The organism is Klebsiella sp. K-3 (assembly GCF_051207495.1).
Lineage (GTDB): Bacteria > Pseudomonadota > Gammaproteobacteria > Enterobacterales > Enterobacteriaceae > Klebsiella > Klebsiella aerogenes.
The window spans coordinates 346296-361765 of record NZ_JBPNXF010000006.1 but is presented as its reverse complement, the minus strand read 5'-3'; the positions used below and the strand labels follow the sequence as shown (position 1 = coordinate 361765).

The following is a 15470-nucleotide window of genomic DNA, read 5'->3' as shown; positions in this document are numbered from 1 at the left end:
CGGCTCCGGAAAAAACAAAACCGGGCTATTCTACTCAGATTCCCGCGCTTCGCTTACCACTTTACGAAAGATCCGCTCCAGCGGCTCCGGGTCGCCCATCGCGCCCAGCTGGTTAGCCTGGCTCCACGCATCCGGATCGATGCCCCGCCAGTCGAGCAGGTAGCCGGCGTGAATGGCCAACTGTTCGAAGAAGATCCTTTGCGTCAGACCGTTGCCAAGGCGGAACGGGTGCAGGACATTGATTTCGCCGTAGTACCAGCTCAGGCGCTCGACGAACGTCTCCCGGGGTTGTTCACACAGATAGTCCTCTTCTTCCAGCTTGCGCATCAGCGCGTTGCCCTCTTTCTCTATCCACGCGAAGTGGCAAAATGGCGTATCGCCCTGGTAGATATCGATTTCCCGCAGTTTGCCCGCCCAGTCAAAGAGATCCTGATAAAGTTGCCGGTGAATGGCGCTCAGATGCGGTAAGCCGCGGCCGCGCGGGCCCAACGGGATCGTCGCCGCGCGCAGCGAAGTGAATTCCCAGACCGTTTGTTCCAGCCGTTGCGCCTGATGGATACCCAGCCGGTTACGCAGCACATCCAACGCCGGATAGAGATAGGGGTCGCGGTCGTCGCCATATTTATCGCTCATGACGCCTCCTCAGCTCGACAATACGCGCCAGCGCTTCCTCAGCCGTCAGGCTAACCAGCGGTACCGTCGCGCCTTCAAGGCGTCGGCTGGCCTGAAAATTGGCATTGCGGGTCTGTTCCCAGAGCCGGGATTTTTGCTTATCGGTGAGTAAACGCATGGTCGCCTCCCTTATCGTCCCCTGTGTGCCACAAGTATAAGCAGCAATTTCAGGTTACGCAGAGAGGCAAGCTGGGCGCAGGCGGACCGCCCGCGCCAGAAGAGGGTTACGGCAGTACTTTCGCCGAGAGAATGACGACCGGTTTGGACGGAACATTTTGGTACGGGCCGACGTTGTGGGTCGGAACCTGAGAAATTTTGTCGGCGACGTCCATTCCCTTCACCACTTTACCAAATACCGCGTAGCCAAAATCGCGCTGGCCGTGGTCGAGGAAGGCGTTATCGGCCACGTTGATGAAGAACTGGCTGGTCGCGCTGTCCTGATCGGCGGTACGCGCCATGGCGATCGTTCCGCGGGTATTACGCAGGCCATTGTCGGCTTCGTTTTTAATCGGCGGGTTCGGCTGCTTTTGCTGCATCTGCTCATTAAAACCGCCGCCCTGCACCATAAAGCCCGGGATCACCCGGTGGAAGGTCGTGTTGTTATAGAAACCGCTGTTCACGTACTTCAGGAAGTTATCGACAGAAATCGGCGCCTTCTGGCTATTCAGCTCCAACTCGATGTTGCCAGCAGAAGTGGTCAGCAGTACGTGCGGGTCGCCCTTGGCCGCCATGGCGGGGGAGAATGCTGAAATGGCGAATACGGCAGCCATCGCCGCCAGAGTGGATTTGAGCATGGAAATTCCTTAACGGAGCAGAGTAAAAAGCAAGTGCCTTGATTCTAAAGAGCCTTTGCATAGCGGGCTAGCCTTTTACCTAATTTTACTTAGCTGAAACACTTGTTACGAACTGACTCAGGTGTGAGCAATCTTATTAATGTGATCAAGGTCACACAAAACCATGCAATAGGATCTACATTTCAATATAAACGTTTGCCTTCATCACTCGAATGAATAAAATCTGTGCGCCCGGCGCAGCGTCAACGCGCTTTACCTATCTATTCACAGGCCTGTCATGACTAACAGCAATCGTATCAAGCTCACATGGATCAGCTTTTTCTCCTACGCCCTGACCGGCGCGTTGGTGATCGTCACCGGGATGGTGATGGGGAACATCGCGGATTATTTCCATCTGCCAGTGTCCAGTATGAGTAACACATTTACCTTCCTCAATGCCGGTATTCTGATTTCTATCTTCCTCAATGCCTGGCTGATGGAGATCGTGCCGCTGAAAACCCAGCTGCGCTTCGGCTTTATCCTGATGCTGTTAGCTATCGCCGGGTTGATGTTCGGCCACAGCCTGACGCTGTTCTCCGCATCGATGTTCGTGCTTGGTCTGGTCAGCGGGATCACCATGTCGATCGGTACTTTCCTGATTACCCACATGTATGAAGGCCGCCAGCGCGGCGCGCGTCTGCTGTTCACGGACTCCTTCTTCAGCATGGCGGGGATGATCTTCCCGATGGTCGCCGCCGTTCTGCTGGCGCGCAGCATCGAGTGGTACTGGGTTTACGCCTGTATCGGCCTGGTCTACGTTGCTATTTTCGTGCTGACTTTCGGCTGTGAGTTCCCGGTGCTTGGCAACAAAGCGCTGGCGGAAAACAGCCAGCCGGTGGTGAAAGAGAAATGGGGCATCGGCGTGCTGTTCCTTTCCATCGCCGCGCTATGCTACATCCTCGGCCAGTTGGGCTTTATCTCCTGGGTACCGGAATATGCCAAAGGCCTCGGCATGAGCCTCGGCGACGCCGGTAAGCTGGTCAGCGATTTCTGGATGTCCTATATGATCGGTATGTGGTCGTTCAGCTTCATCCTGCGCTTCTTCGACCTGCAGCGCATCCTGACCGTTCTGGCGGGCCTGGCGACAATCCTGATGTATCTGTTCATCAATGGTTCGCCGGAGCATATGCCGTGGTTCATCCTGACCCTTGGCTTCTTCTCCAGCGCCATCTATACCTCGATCATCACCCTGGGCTCGCAGCAGACTAAAGTCGCTTCGCCGAAGCTGGTGAACTTTATTCTGACCTGCGGCACCATCGGCACCATGCTGACTTTCGTGGTGACCGGGCCGATCGTCGCGGCTAGCGGCCCGCTGGCCGCGCTGCACACCGCGAACGGACTCTATGCCGTGGTATTCGTGATGTGTCTGCTCCTTGGCTTCGTTTCCCGCCACCGTCAGAACGCGTCGGCGCACTAAGCCTTAAGCCCCTTTGCTTCGGCAAAGGGGCTATTTTTGGTAAAAAACAACTCCTCGCCGCCTTTATCGGTCTGTATCCACGTCTGCGCCAGCTGCGTAGTTGCAATGACCCTTCCCTGACGAATTGACCAACGCACCGGCACCTGGCAGCGTACGGCTTCAAAACCGTTTTCAGCAGGCAGGATCACCAGATTGGCCGGGTTGCCGGTAGCAATGCCGTAATCATTGAGACCAAAGGTTCTGGCGCTGTTGTGGGTAATCAGCTGTAGACTGTCGTTAATCTGCTGATAGCCCATCAGTTGGCAAACGTGCAGCCCCATATGCAGCACCTGTAACATGTTGCCGGTTCCCAACGGATACCACGGGTCGAATACATCATCGTGGCCAAAACAGACATTAATGCCGGCCGCCATCAGCTCCTTGACCCGCGTCACGCCGCGCCGCTTCGGGTAGTCATCAAAGCGCCCCTGCAGATGAATATTGACCAGCGGGTTGGCGACGAAGTTAATGCCCGAGAGTTTTAACAGGCGGAACAGACGCGAGGTATAAGCGCCATTGTAGGAGTGCATCGCGGTGGTGTGACTCGCGGTCACCCGGGGGCCAATTCCCTCTTTTAACGCCAGCGCGGCGACCGTTTCGACAAAGCGCGACTGTTCATCGTCAATTTCATCGCAGTGGATATCCAGCGGACGCTGGTATTTCTGCGCCAGACGAAAGGCGATATGCAGCGATTCCACCCCGTATTCACGAGTAAATTCGAAATGCGGGATCGCCCCAACCACATCGGCGCCCAGCCGTAACGCCTCCTCCAGCAAACTCTCACCATTGGGGTAGGATAAAATCCCTTCCTGGGGGAAGGCGACTATCTGCAAATCGACCCACGGCGCTACCTCTTGTTTGACTTCCAGCATCGCTTTCAGCGCGGTCAACGTTGGGTCGGAAACATCGACATGGGTGCGGACAAACTGGATGCCGTTAGCGATTTGCCAGCGCAGGGTTTTCCACGCGCGGGCTTTCACATCCTCATGGCTTAGCAGCGCTTTACGCTCGGCCCAACGCTCAATCCCTTCGAACAGCGTCCCAGACTGGTTCCAGTTCGGTTCTCCCGCCGTCTGCGTGGTATCAAGATGAATGTGCGGTTCGATAAACGGCGGAATGGCCAATCCGCCGCGGGCGTTAAGCACTTCGTAGCTTTCGCTGCGTGCCTCTCCCATCGGCGTGATGTCGCCGAATCGCCCTTTATCAATCGCAATCTGCCACAACCCTTCCCTCTTTGGCAGATGGACGTTCTGAATTAACCACAGCGGCGTTGTCGACATAGTTTGCTCCCCTGAAGATTGCTTATTTCTTCCGCTATCTTTGTACATAAAAAGAACAGAACGGAAAAGCCTGATTTTTCCATCACTTAGAAAAATCATTATAAATCATGAATATACTCATTAAGTGGTAGGTAAGTTCTAAATTGATTTGTATCAATGAGTGTAGTAGCTGAATCGTTAAGGTAGGCGGTAATAGAAAAGAAATCGAGGCAAAAATGAGCAAAGTCAGAATCGCTATTATCGGTAACGGCATGGTCGGCCATCGCTTTATCGAAGAGCTTCTTGATAAGGCGCCTGCCGGACAATTCGACATTACCGTGTTCTGTGAAGAGCCGCGTATCGCCTATGACCGTGTCCACCTGTCGTCTTACTTCTCCCATCACACTGCGGAAGAGCTGTCGCTGGTACGCGAAGGTTTCTATGAGAAACACGGCGTCAAAGTACTGGTCGGCGAACGCGCGATTACCATCAACCGTCAGGAAAAGGTTATCCACTCCAGCGCTGGCCGTACCGTTTTCTACGACAAGCTGATTATGGCGACTGGCTCATACCCGTGGATCCCGCCGATTAAAGGCGCGGAAACCCAGGATTGCTTCGTCTATCGTACTATTGAAGATCTTAACGCCATTGAATCCTGCGCCCGTCGCAGCAAACGCGGCGCGGTGGTCGGCGGCGGCCTGCTCGGTCTGGAAGCGGCTGGCGCGCTGAAAAATCTCGGCGTGGAAACCCACGTGATCGAGTTTGCTCCGATGCTGATGGCCGAGCAGCTCGACCAGATGGGCGGCGAGCAGTTGAAGCGTAAGATCGAAAGCATGGGAGTGAAAGTTCACACCAGCAAAAACACCAAAGAGATCGTTCAGCAGGGTACCGACGCGCGCAAAACGATGCGCTTCGCCGACGGTAGCGAACTGCAGGTCGATTTCATCGTCTTCTCTACCGGTATCCGTCCGCGCGACAAGCTGGCTACCCAGTGCGGTCTCGCCGTCGCCCAGCGCGGCGGCATCATGGTCAACGATAGCTGCCAGACCTCCGACCCGGATATCTACGCTATCGGCGAATGCGCCAGCTGGAATAACCGCGTGTATGGTCTTGTCGCCCCGGGCTACAAAATGGCGCAGGTTACCGTTGACCATATCCTCGGCAACGACAATCTGTTCACCGGCGCCGATCTCAGCGCCAAGCTGAAGCTGCTCGGCGTGGACGTTGGCGGTATCGGCGACGCCCACGGGCGCACGCCGGGCGCGCGTAGCTACGTCTATCTCGACGAAAGCAAAGAAGTCTACAAACGTCTTATCGTCAGCGAAGATAACAAAACCCTGCTCGGCGCGGTACTGGTCGGCGACACCAGCGATTACGGCAACCTGCTGCAGCTGGTGCTGAATTCCATCGAGCTGCCGGAAAACCCGGATTCGCTGATCCTCCCGGCCCACGCTGGCAGCGGCAAGCCGTCTATCGGCGTGGATAAACTGCCGGACAGCGCGCAGATTTGTTCCTGCTTCGACGTCAGCAAAGGCGACCTGATCGCCGCTATCAATAAAGGCTGCCACACCGTGGCGGCGCTGAAAGCGGAAACCAAAGCCGGAACCGGCTGCGGCGGCTGTATTCCGCTGGTGACGCAGGTGCTCAACGCCGAGCTGGCGAAACAGGGTATCGAAGTGAACAACAATCTGTGCGAGCACTTCGCCTACTCTCGCCAGGAGCTGTTCCACCTGATCCGCGTGGAAGGCATCAAAACCTTCGACGAGCTGCTGGAAAAACACGGTCAGGGCTACGGCTGTGAAGTCTGTAAGCCGACCGTCGGTTCCCTGCTGGCCTCCTGCTGGAATGAGTACATCCTCAAACCACAGCACACGCCGCTGCAGGACACCAACGATAACTTCCTCGCCAACATCCAGAAAGATGGCACCTACTCGGTTATCCCGCGCTCCGCAGGCGGCGAAATTACGCCAGAAGGCCTGGTTGCCGTCGGTCGCATCGCGCGCGAATTTAATCTGTATACCAAAATCACCGGCTCCCAGCGTATCGGCCTGTTCGGCGCGCAAAAAGACGACCTGCCGGAAATCTGGCGCCAGCTGATTGAAGCCGGCTTCGAAACCGGCCATGCGTACGCCAAAGCGTTACGTATGGCGAAAACCTGTGTCGGCAGTACCTGGTGCCGCTACGGCGTCGGCGATAGCGTCGGCTTCGGCGTAGAACTGGAAAACCGCTATAAAGGTATCCGTACCCCGCACAAAATGAAGTTCGGCGTCTCCGGTTGTACCCGTGAATGCGCGGAAGCGCAGGGTAAAGACGTTGGGATCATCGCCACCGAGAAAGGCTGGAACCTGTACGTGTGCGGTAACGGCGGGATGAAACCACGCCACGCCGATCTGCTGGCCGCGGACCTCGATCGCGATACGCTCATCAAATATCTCGACCGCTTTATGATGTTCTACATCCGCACCGCCGATAAGCTGACCCGTACCGCGCCGTGGCTGGACAACATGGAAGGCGGCATCGACTATCTGCGCAGCGTCATCATCGACGATAAGCTGGGCCTGAACGATCACCTTGAAGAAGAGCTGGCTCGCCTGCGCGCCGCTTTCGCCTGCGAATGGACCGAGACCGTCAATAACCCGGCGGCGCAGACGCGCTTCAAACACTTTATCAACAGCGACCAGCGCGACCCGAACGTTCAGGTGGTGCCGGAACGTGACCAGCATCGCCCGGCCACGCCCTATGAGCGCATCCCGGTCACGCTGGTGGAGGAAAACGTATGAGCCAGTGGGTAAACATCTGCAAAATTGACGACATCCTGCCGGCGACCGGCGTCTGCGCGCTGCTGGGGCAACAGCAGGTGGCTATCTTTCGTCCGTACCATGACGACAGAGTGTTCGCCATCAGCAATATCGATCCGTTCTTCAATGCCAGCGTGCTGTCCCGAGGGATTATCGCTGAGCATGACGGCGCGCTGTGGGTTGCCAGCCCGCTGAAAAAGCAGCGCTTCCGTCTCAGCGACGGGCTGTGCATGGAAGATGAGAGCCACTCCATCGCCCACTACGAAGCCCGTGTTAAAGATGGCAAAGTGCAGCTGAAAGCCTGATGCCGCATGGTTCCCTCCGCGCCGCGGGGGGAACCATATCATCAGCTTATGACCACTAATAAGTAGAGGCGGCAAAATTCATATCTCCGTGAATCCCTCTGCTGCTATTCTACGACCGCATTCCCATTCCCCCCTTGCCGTGAGGATCTGCCGTGGACCACTTACCTATTTTTTGCCAACTACGCGATCGCGACTGCTTGCTGGTCGGCGGCGGCGATGTCGCTGAACGCAAGGCGCGTCTGTTGCTCGACGCAGGTGCCCGGTTAACGGTCAACTCACGCCGGTTTACTCCGCAGTTTCAGGTGTGGGCCGAGGCGCAAATGCTGACGCTGGCGCAGGGCGATTTTAATCCTGCGCTGCTCGATAACTGCTGGCTGGCAATCGCCGCCACCGACGATGATGTCGTTAATCAGCAGGTCAGCGAGGCCGCTGAATCACGGCGTATTTTCTGCAACGTGGTGGATGCGCCCCGTCAGGCCAGCTTTATCATGCCGTCAATTATCGACCGCTCGCCGCTGATGGTCGCCGTGTCTTCCGGCGGTACCTCCCCGGTGCTGGCGCGCCTGCTGCGTGAAAAGCTCGAATCGCTCTTGCCGCTGCATCTCGGACAAATCGCCCGCTATGCCGGGCAGCTGCGCTCAAGGGTGAAAAAACAGTTCGCTACCGTCGGCGAGCGCCGCCGCTTCTGGGAAAAACTGTTTGTTAACGATGGCCTCGCCCAATCGCTGGCGAACGATGATCGTCAGGCCGTTGCCAATACCACGGAACGATTATTGAATGAGCCGCTGGAACATCGTGGCGAAGTGGTGCTGGTTGGCGCCGGTCCGGGCGATGCCGGGCTGCTCACTCTCAAGGGACTGCAGCAGATCCAGCAGGCCGATGTGGTGGTTTATGACCGACTGGTGTCCGACGACATTATGAACCTGGTGCGCCGTGATGCCGATCGGGTGTTTGTCGGCAAACGTGCAGGCTATCACTGCGTGCCGCAGGAGGAGATTAACCAAATCCTGCTGCGCGAAGCGCAAAGCGGCAAACGTGTCGTGCGCCTGAAAGGCGGCGATCCGTTTATTTTTGGCCGCGGCGGCGAAGAGCTGGAGACCCTCTGCGCGGCAGGTATTCCGTTCTCGGTAGTGCCGGGGATCACCGCCGCCTCCGGCTGCTCGGCCTACTCCGGCATTCCACTCACCCACCGCGATTTCGCCCAGGGCGTACGTCTAATCACCGGCCATCTGAAAACTGGTAGCGATCTCGACTGGCAAAATCTGGCGGCGGAAAAACAGACGCTGGTGTTCTATATGGGGCTAAACCAGGCGCCGGCGATCCGCGAAAAGCTGATCGCCCACGGCATGGCGGCGGATATGCCGGCCGCCATCGTCGAGAACGGCACCGCGGTCAACCAGAAGGTCGTCACCGGTACTCTGGATCGGCTGGATATTCTGGCGCAGCAGATGGCCAGCCCGGCGTTGATTATCGTGGGCCGCGTTGTGGCGCTACGCGACAAGCTGAACTGGTTTTCTAACCATTAAGATAATGCGCTCTGACAGACACAAAAAACCGGGATAATCCCGGTTTTTTTACCTTCAGCGAGCCTTATTACGGCTTAGCGACAAAGCCAATCGCTTCATATACCGCTTTCAGGGTCTTAGAAGCGTGCGCGCTGGCCTTCTCGGCGCCCTCTTTCATCACCTGATTAAGGAACGCTTCGTCGTTGCGGAAACGGTGATAGCGCTCCTGCAGCTCGGTCAGCATACCGGAAACGGCTTCGGCGACTTCGCCTTTCAGGTGGCCGTACATTTTACCTTCAAAGTGCTGTTCCAGTTCCGGAATGCTCTGGCCGGTGACGGCAGAGAGGATATCCAGCAGGTTGGAAACGCCCGCTTTGTTTTGCACATCGTAACGGACAACCGGCGGCTCGTCGGAGTCGGTCACCGCGCGTTTGATCTTCTTAACCACCGATTTCGGGTCTTCCAGCAGACCAATGACGTTGTTGCGGTTGTCATCGGACTTGGACATCTTTTTGGTCGGTTCCAGCAACGACATGACGCGCGCGCCGGACTTAGGAATAAACGGCTCAGGCACTTTAAAGATATCGCCATAGATAGCGTTAAAGCGCTGCGCGACGTCGCGGCTCAGCTCAAGATGCTGTTTCTGATCTTCGCCTACCGGTACCTGGTTGGTCTGGTACAGCAGGATGTCAGCGGCCATCAGTACCGGGTAGTCAAACAGACCAGCGTTGATGTTCTCGGCGTAGCGCGCGGACTTGTCCTTAAACTGGGTCATGCGGCTCAGTTCGCCGAAATAGGTGTAGCAGTTGAGCGCCCAGCCCAGCTGTGCGTGTTCCGGCACGTGAGACTGGACGAAAATGGTGCTCTTTTGCGGATCGATACCGCAGGCCAGATACAGCGCCAGCGTATCCAGCGTTGCTTTACGCAGGTTCTGCGGATCCTGACGCACGGTGATCGCGTGCTGGTCAACGATGCAGTAAATACAGTGATAGTCATCCTGCATGTTTACCCATTGACGCAGCGCACCCATATAGTTGCCAATGGTCAATTCACCTGAGGGCTGTGCGCCACTAAAAACGATGGGCTTAGTCATTTTTTAATTCCTGAGTTTCACTGTACGGTAGCCCAAGAGCGGGCAAGAGTTCATTAAATTGGTCAAAGATAAAATCCGGCTCGCTCAGCGCTATCGGCTCGCCGTAGTTGTAGCCGTAAGTCAGACCGATAGAGCAGCAACCCGCCGCTTTCGCCGCCTGAATATCATTGCGCGAATCCCCGACGAACAAGAGTTCGGCTGGCGTCAGAGAGAGCTTTTGCGCCACCAGCAGCAGCGGATCCGGATGCGGCTTTTTGTTCTTCACATCGTCGCCGCCGATCACCACGCTAAAGTATTTCGCGATATCCAGCGCCTCGAGCAAGGGCGCCACGAACGGCGTCGGTTTGTTGGTAACCAGCGCCAGCGGCAGGCCTTTTGCGTGCAGCGCGCCGAGCGTATCGGCCACTGCCGGGAACAAGAAACTGCCTTCTTCCGCCGCTTCGGCGTAATAGCGGTCGAACAGTTTACGCAAAACGCGTAGCTGTTCGTCTTGCGGTATATCATGATCGTCGACGGAAGGTTTCCCCATCGCCGCGCGTAACGTGGCGCGCTCCTGGCGAGCCCAGTTCAGCGCCCGCTCCATCAGGACGTCTGCGCCGTTGCCAATCCAGGTCACGACGCGCTCTTCACCTGCCACCGGCAGTTCCAGCGCGTAAAGCGCGCTATCAACGGCGGCGGTTAAACCCGGCGCGCTATCGACCAGCGTACCGTCCAGGTCAAATGCCACGCCGCGGATGGCCTGTAATTTATCCATGACTAACCTTCGCTAATTCACTGCGCATTTGATCAATAACTTTTTTGTAGTCCGGCTGGCCGAAGATCGCCGAACCGGCGACAAACATATCCGCACCGGCCGCGGCAATTTCACCAATGTTGCTGGCTTTCACGCCGCCATCGACTTCAAGGCGAATGTCGTAGCCGGATTGATCGATAAGCTGACGCACCTGACGCAGTTTTTCAAGAGTGTGCGGAATAAAGGACTGGCCGCCAAAGCCTGGGTTAACCGACATCAGCAGAATCACATCCAGCTTATCCATAACGTAATCGAGATAGCTCAGCGGCGTTGCCGGGTTGAATACCAGCCCCGCTTTACAGCCGTGCTCTTTGATAAGCTGCAGGCTGCGGTCGACGTGTTCAGAGGCTTCCGGGTGGAAAGTGATAATGCTGGCGCCGGCTTCGGCAAAATCAGGAATGATGCGGTCGACCGGTTTTACCATCAGGTGCACATCGATCGGCGCGGTAATGCCGTAGTTGCGCAGCGACTTCAGCACCATCGGGCCAATCGTCAGATTCGGCACGTAGTGGTTGTCCATGACGTCGAAGTGTACGACATCCGCGCCCGCCGCCAGTGCCTTAGCGGTATCCTCGCCCAAACGGGCAAAATCAGCCGACAGAATCGAAGGGGCAATCAAATACTGCTTCATCCGCATCTCCTTGAAATTTATTTGGTCTTCGGCGGACGGTACAGCGCTAATAGCTCGTCCACCTTTTTACGCGTACCACCGTTGCTGCTGATGCTGCGCCGAACCTTCACAATATGCGTTTCCGCCGCGTTTTTATACCACTCCTGCGTCAGCGGCGTGCGGTGGTTTGAGATAAGCACCGGGATCCGCTTTTTCATCAACGATTCCGCCTTTTTCGCCAGCAGTACCTGCTGATCAAGGTTGAAGCTGTTGGTGTGGTAGGCGGTAAAATTCGCCGTCGCCGTCAGCGGCGCGTACGGCGGATCGCAATAGACCACCGCCCGGCTATCGGCGCGCTTCATACACTCTTCATAAGATTCGCAGTAAAACTCGGCGTTCTGCGCCTTTGCGGCGAAGTGATAGAGCTCAGCCTCGGGGAAATAGGGCTTTTTGTAGCGGCCAAACGGCACGTTGAACTCGCCGCGCAGGTTGTAGCGGCACAGACCGTTGTAGCCGTGGCGATTCAGATACAGGAACAGCACCGCGCGACGCAGGGGATCCTGACTCTGGTTGAATTCATCACGGTACTGATAGTAACGCTCCGCGGCGTTGTTTTCCGGCGTAAACATCTCACGTGCGGCGCTGACGTATTCGTCGGTGCGCAATTTGACGATGTTATACAGGCCAATCAGATCGCTATTGATATCCGCGAGGATATAACGAGAAAAGTCGGTATTCAGGAATACCGACCCGGCGCCCACGAAGGGCTCAATCAAGCATTCACCTTCCGGCAAATGCTTTTTAATATCGTCGAGCAGGGGGTATTTCCCCCCCGCCCACTTCAGAAAAGCGCGATTCTTTTTCATGCTGCCTAACTAATTACACTTTCTCCGGCTGTGGAGAAATCGCTCCGACAGCATCCTGCGCTTAAGACTACTCGCGGCATTACTTCAGGTCAGCTTGTACCTGGTGCAGCGGTTTTGCCCATGGATTTTTCGCCTGAACATCCGCAGGGAGCGTGGCGACAGCACGTTTCGCTTCATCTTTCGAAGCGTAGATGCCGCTGACCAGCACATACCACGGTTGACCGTTGCGAGTCGTCTCATAGACAACATATTTTTCCAGCTTCTCTTTCTTCGCCCAGTTGTTCAGGTTGTTGTAGTTAGAGGAGCTGCTGAGCTGCAACGTATAGTTGCCAGACGGCGCAGACTTCATCGAGCCAACATCGCCAGCCGTTTTGCTGCCAGCCGCTGCGGTCGCTGCGGTCGCTGCAGGCGCAGTGGCCACCGGGGCGGAGGTAGTGGCGGCAGGCGCAGTAGCCGTTGGCGCGGTTGTCGCAGCCGGTTTAGTCTGCGCAGTGGCGACAGGCTTGCTGGCGGTAGCCGCCGGCGCGCTCTCTACGTGTTTAGGTTTGGTTTCAACCGGCGCTTTGGCGGTAGCCTGCGGCTTGCTTTGCGGTTTCGGTTCAATCACCACCTGTTTACGCTCAGCAGGACGCGGCGTGGCGGCCGTCTGGCGTTCGGTCGTTTGACGCGGCGCGGCGCCATTACGCATCGGCGCAACGGTCGCAGGTTCGGTCGGTAAGGTGGAGTTAGCAACGGCGCTATCCAGTTGACCCTGCTGCTGAGTTAGCGCGTTATTCAGGTCGCCCTGAACTTCCACACGCTGCTGGCCCTGCGGCTCGGAGGCGGGTTGACCCTGAGTCGGATTGGAGGCGATCGGCGGCAGAGAAACGTCCTGCGGCTGTTGCTGGTTGGTGTTGCCCGCAGTTTGATCGGCCGGCTGCGCGGCATTGTTGTTCTGGTCAGCGGTCATGCTTTGATCGCCTGACAGGTTAACGCTCTTCTCACCAGAAGCGGATTCATTGGAAGAAGATGGCGATTTCAGCGCCGAACCCACGCCGACAATCAGCAGCAGGAGTACCAGCACCCCGACGCCCATCATGACATACTGGCGGGAAGCCGGTTTAGCAGGGGCCTTTTTGCGTTTACGCGGACGGCGTTCAACCTGCTGCTCTTCTTCTACTTCTTCTTCGGACTCGAGGTCCTCTTCGTACTCTTCTTCATCGCGTTCACGACGGGCTTTGTTCGCGCGCGTCGGACGGCCTTCATCGGCCTCAAGATCGAGATCGTCGAAATTGATCTGCGGATCGGCGTCACGCTCGGAAGACTGACGGGAACGACCAGCACGACGATCGTTGCGATCGGCTTTCATATCGTCTTCTGGTTTGAAATCATCCATTTAACACCCCACTAAAAGGCTTATGCTCACGATTATTGCATGTTGCCCGAAATGATAACGCCGCGCGGACGCGGCTAGACCTTCTTATTGTTGCGCCTGCTGAGTATCAGCAATCGCGCCAAGAACTACATCGTGCGACACTCCGCCGCGGACCTCGCTCTTTCCTATAGCGAGCGGTAATACCAGGCGCATTTCACCTGCCAATACCTTTTTATCACGCATCATGTGAGGCAAATACGCTTCTGCAGACATTTCCTGCGGCCCGCGTACCGGCAACCCTGCACGTTGCAACAGCGCAATCATACGCTGCGTATCCTGCGCGCTAAACTGCCCTAAACGCTCGGACGTATGCGCCGCCATGACCATTCCGGCCGCCACAGCTTCGCCATGTAGCCAGTTACCGTAGCCCATTTCAGCTTCGATAGCATGGCCAAATGTATGTCCCAGATTCAGTAAAGCACGTAACCCGGTTTCGCGCTCGTCGGCAGCGACAACTTCGGCTTTTAGCTCACAACAACGGCGAATACAGTACGCCATCGCCGATTCATCCAGCGCCATCAGCGCATCGATGTTGTCTTCAAGCCAGCAGAAGAACTCGCCGTCGAGGATAATGCCGTACTTAATGACCTCAGCCAGGCCGGAGGAGAGCTCGCGCTTCGGCAAGGTTTTGAGACAATTAAGGTCGACGACCACGGAAACCGGCTGCCAGAAGGCGCCAATCATATTTTTACCGAGGGGATGGTTTACGGCCGTTTTGCCGCCAACCGAAGAGTCCACCTGCGAAAGCAGCGTGGTGGGAATTTGAATAAAACGTACGCCGCGCTGATAGCTCGCAGCGGCAAAACCGGTTAAATCGCCAACCACGCCGCCGCCGAGCGCCACGAGTGTGGTGTCGCGGCCATGTGGTTTTTGCAACAGCGCGGTAAATACCGTATCCATCACCGCCAGGCTTTTATATTGCTCGCCATCCGGCAGGATCACGCTGTCGACGTTGACACCCGCTTGCTCCAGTACGGAGCGAACGGTATCAAGATAAAGCGGCGCCAGCGTTTCATTGGTGACCAGCATGACCTGGTCGCCTGATTTCAGTGGCAGAAAAGAAGCTGGATCGTTAAACAAACCAGCCGCGATGGTAATCGGGTAACTACGTTCCCCGAGAGTTACAGTCAGCTTCTCCATAACGCGACGTCCACCTCAGTTGCTTTACTCTGACGCACTTTATTAAGCCAGAATCAGTTGCTTTCCAGCATATGAATAATCTGGTTTGCAACGACTTTCGCACTTTGATCGTCGGTGCGGATAGTCACATCGGCGATCTCTTCATACAGTGGATTACGTTCATCTGCCAACGCTTCAAGAACTTCACGTGGCGGCGCATCTACTTGTAATAAAGGACGCTTTTTATCGCGCTGCGTACGAGCAAGTTGTTTTTCGATCGTTGTTTCCAGGTAGACCACCACGCCGCGGGCGGAGAGACGGTTACGCGTTTCACGGGATTTTACTGAGCCGCCGCCAGTGGCGAGTACGATTCCCTGTTTTTCCGTCAACTCATTGATGATTTTTTCTTCACGATCGCGGAAGCCTTCTTCGCCTTCGACATCGAAGACCCAGCCGACGTCTGCGCCAGTGCGTTTCTCAATCTCTTGATCAGAATCGTAAAATTCCATGTTGAGCTGTTGGGCTAACTGGCGCCCAATAGTGCTTTTGCCGGCACCCATAGGCCCAACCAGAAAGATATTGCGTTTCTCTGCCATTTTTTCGGTACTACTAAGACTATTCGTTAATGATAAACCCGCTTCGCAGACACCCAGCGCAGCAGGACATGAACTGAAACCTCATATGCAATAGAGCGAGAGTCAGACTAAAAATTATCTCAATACTCCGGCTGGTTTGGCAACAGAATAA

Annotated in this window: 15 protein-coding genes; 4 read left to right on the top strand and 11 right to left on the bottom strand. The window is 56.2% G+C overall.

The window, feature by feature from the left end:
• Positions 1-30: 30 nt before the first annotated feature.
• The 3 genes from ACSEMK_RS12200 to ppiA all read right to left on the bottom strand — a co-directional run bounded on the left by ACSEMK_RS12200 (position 31) and on the right by ppiA (position 1466).
• Positions 31-633, bottom strand: a complete 603-nt coding sequence (locus tag ACSEMK_RS12200) for a putative adenosine monophosphate-protein transferase Fic (protein WP_430914866.1) — start codon at positions 631-633, stop codon at positions 31-33.
• Entirely contained in the window at positions 623-790 is a 168-nt protein-coding gene (locus tag ACSEMK_RS12195; RefSeq protein WP_087859080.1) for a YhfG family protein, read from the bottom strand. The genes ACSEMK_RS12200 and ACSEMK_RS12195 overlap by 11 nt, the downstream gene beginning before the upstream one ends.
• Positions 791-896: 106 nt before the next feature.
• Positions 897-1466, bottom strand: a complete 570-nt coding sequence (gene ppiA, locus ACSEMK_RS12190; RefSeq protein ID WP_015369397.1) for a peptidylprolyl isomerase A — start codon at positions 1464-1466, stop codon at positions 897-899.
• Between the two features lie 277 nt (positions 1467-1743).
• Here ppiA and tsgA point away from each other — a divergent pair, with 277 nt between their 5' ends.
• Positions 1744-2922, top strand: coding sequence for an MFS transporter TsgA (gene tsgA, locus ACSEMK_RS12185; RefSeq protein WP_213317293.1), 1179 nt, complete (start codon positions 1744-1746; stop codon positions 2920-2922).
• Here tsgA and ACSEMK_RS12180 read toward each other — a convergent pair.
• Positions 2919-4241: a cytosine deaminase gene (locus ACSEMK_RS12180; RefSeq protein WP_430914867.1), complete on the bottom strand. Its 1323-nt coding sequence runs from the start codon at positions 4239-4241 to the stop codon at positions 2919-2921. The genes tsgA and ACSEMK_RS12180 overlap by 4 nt on opposite strands.
• Before the next feature lie 215 nt (positions 4242-4456).
• Here ACSEMK_RS12180 and nirB point away from each other — a divergent pair, with 215 nt between their 5' ends.
• The 3 genes from nirB to cysG all read left to right on the top strand — a co-directional run bounded on the left by nirB (position 4457) and on the right by cysG (position 8849).
• A complete protein-coding gene (nirB, locus tag ACSEMK_RS12175; protein WP_087859078.1) occupies positions 4457-7000 on the top strand; it encodes a nitrite reductase large subunit NirB in 2544 nt (847 codons plus the stop codon).
• Positions 6997-7323 carry a nitrite reductase small subunit NirD gene (gene nirD, locus ACSEMK_RS12170; RefSeq protein ID WP_015369393.1) on the top strand — a complete coding sequence of 109 codons (327 nt, stop codon included), beginning with the start codon at positions 6997-6999 and terminating at the stop codon, positions 7321-7323. The genes nirB and nirD overlap by 4 nt, the downstream gene beginning before the upstream one ends.
• 152 nt (positions 7324-7475) lie before the next feature.
• Positions 7476-8849, top strand: a complete 1374-nt coding sequence (gene cysG, locus ACSEMK_RS12165; protein WP_430914868.1) for a siroheme synthase CysG — start codon at positions 7476-7478, stop codon at positions 8847-8849.
• Between the two features lie 67 nt (positions 8850-8916).
• Here cysG and trpS read toward each other — a convergent pair whose 3' ends face one another.
• The 7 genes from trpS to aroK form a co-directional block, all read right to left on the bottom strand.
• Entirely contained in the window at positions 8917-9921 is a 1005-nt protein-coding gene (trpS, locus tag ACSEMK_RS12160; RefSeq protein WP_015369391.1) for a tryptophan--tRNA ligase, read from the bottom strand.
• Entirely contained in the window at positions 9914-10675 is a 762-nt protein-coding gene (gene gph / locus ACSEMK_RS12155) for a phosphoglycolate phosphatase (RefSeq protein WP_045394865.1), read from the bottom strand. The genes trpS and gph overlap by 8 nt, the downstream gene beginning before the upstream one ends.
• Positions 10668-11345, bottom strand: a complete 678-nt coding sequence (gene rpe / locus ACSEMK_RS12150) for a ribulose-phosphate 3-epimerase (RefSeq protein WP_015369389.1) — start codon at positions 11343-11345, stop codon at positions 10668-10670. The genes gph and rpe overlap by 8 nt, the downstream gene beginning before the upstream one ends.
• A gap of 17 nt (positions 11346-11362) precedes the next feature.
• Positions 11363-12190, bottom strand: a complete 828-nt coding sequence (gene dam, locus ACSEMK_RS12145; RefSeq protein WP_015369388.1) for an adenine-specific DNA-methyltransferase — start codon at positions 12188-12190, stop codon at positions 11363-11365.
• Positions 12191-12269: 79 nt separating this feature from the next.
• Positions 12270-13565: a cell division protein DamX gene (gene damX / locus ACSEMK_RS12140; protein WP_430914869.1), complete on the bottom strand. Its 1296-nt coding sequence runs from the start codon at positions 13563-13565 to the stop codon at positions 12270-12272.
• Positions 13566-13649: 84 nt separating this feature from the next.
• A complete protein-coding gene (aroB, locus tag ACSEMK_RS12135; protein ID WP_435336533.1) occupies positions 13650-14744 on the bottom strand; it encodes a 3-dehydroquinate synthase in 1095 nt (364 codons plus the stop codon).
• Positions 14745-14797: 53 nt separating this feature from the next.
• Positions 14798-15319 carry a shikimate kinase AroK gene (gene aroK, locus ACSEMK_RS12130; RefSeq protein WP_002920267.1) on the bottom strand — a complete coding sequence of 174 codons (522 nt, stop codon included), beginning with the start codon at positions 15317-15319 and terminating at the stop codon, positions 14798-14800.
• Between the last annotated feature and the right edge of the window lie 151 nt (positions 15320-15470).

Coding starts and splice junctions, on each gene's coding strand:
- gph (WP_045394865.1), bottom strand. CDS start 10,675: ATGGATAAATTACAGGCCATCCGCGGCGTGGCATTTGACCTGGACGGT.
- ACSEMK_RS12180 (WP_430914867.1), bottom strand. CDS start 4,241: ATGTCGACAACGCCGCTGTGGTTAATTCAGAACGTCCATCTGCCAAAG.
- ppiA (WP_015369397.1), bottom strand. CDS start 1,466: ATGCTCAAATCCACTCTGGCGGCGATGGCTGCCGTATTCGCCATTTCA.
- aroB (WP_435336533.1), bottom strand. CDS start 14,744: ATGGAGAAGCTGACTGTAACTCTCGGGGAACGTAGTTACCCGATTACC.
- nirD (WP_015369393.1), top strand. CDS start 6,997: ATGAGCCAGTGGGTAAACATCTGCAAAATTGACGACATCCTGCCGGCG.
- aroK (WP_002920267.1), bottom strand. CDS start 15,319: ATGGCAGAGAAACGCAATATCTTTCTGGTTGGGCCTATGGGTGCCGGC.
- rpe (WP_015369389.1), bottom strand. CDS start 11,345: ATGAAGCAGTATTTGATTGCCCCTTCGATTCTGTCGGCTGATTTTGCC.
- trpS (WP_015369391.1), bottom strand. CDS start 9,921: ATGACTAAGCCCATCGTTTTTAGTGGCGCACAGCCCTCAGGTGAATTG.
- dam (WP_015369388.1), bottom strand. CDS start 12,190: ATGAAAAAGAATCGCGCTTTTCTGAAGTGGGCGGGGGGGAAATACCCC.
- damX (WP_430914869.1), bottom strand. CDS start 13,565: ATGGATGATTTCAAACCAGAAGACGATATGAAAGCCGATCGCAACGAT.
- ACSEMK_RS12195 (WP_087859080.1), bottom strand. CDS start 790: ATGCGTTTACTCACCGATAAGCAAAAATCCCGGCTCTGGGAACAGACC.
- ACSEMK_RS12200 (WP_430914866.1), bottom strand. CDS start 633: ATGAGCGATAAATATGGCGACGACCGCGACCCCTATCTCTATCCGGCG.
- tsgA (WP_213317293.1), top strand. CDS start 1,744: ATGACTAACAGCAATCGTATCAAGCTCACATGGATCAGCTTTTTCTCC.
- nirB (WP_087859078.1), top strand. CDS start 4,457: ATGAGCAAAGTCAGAATCGCTATTATCGGTAACGGCATGGTCGGCCAT.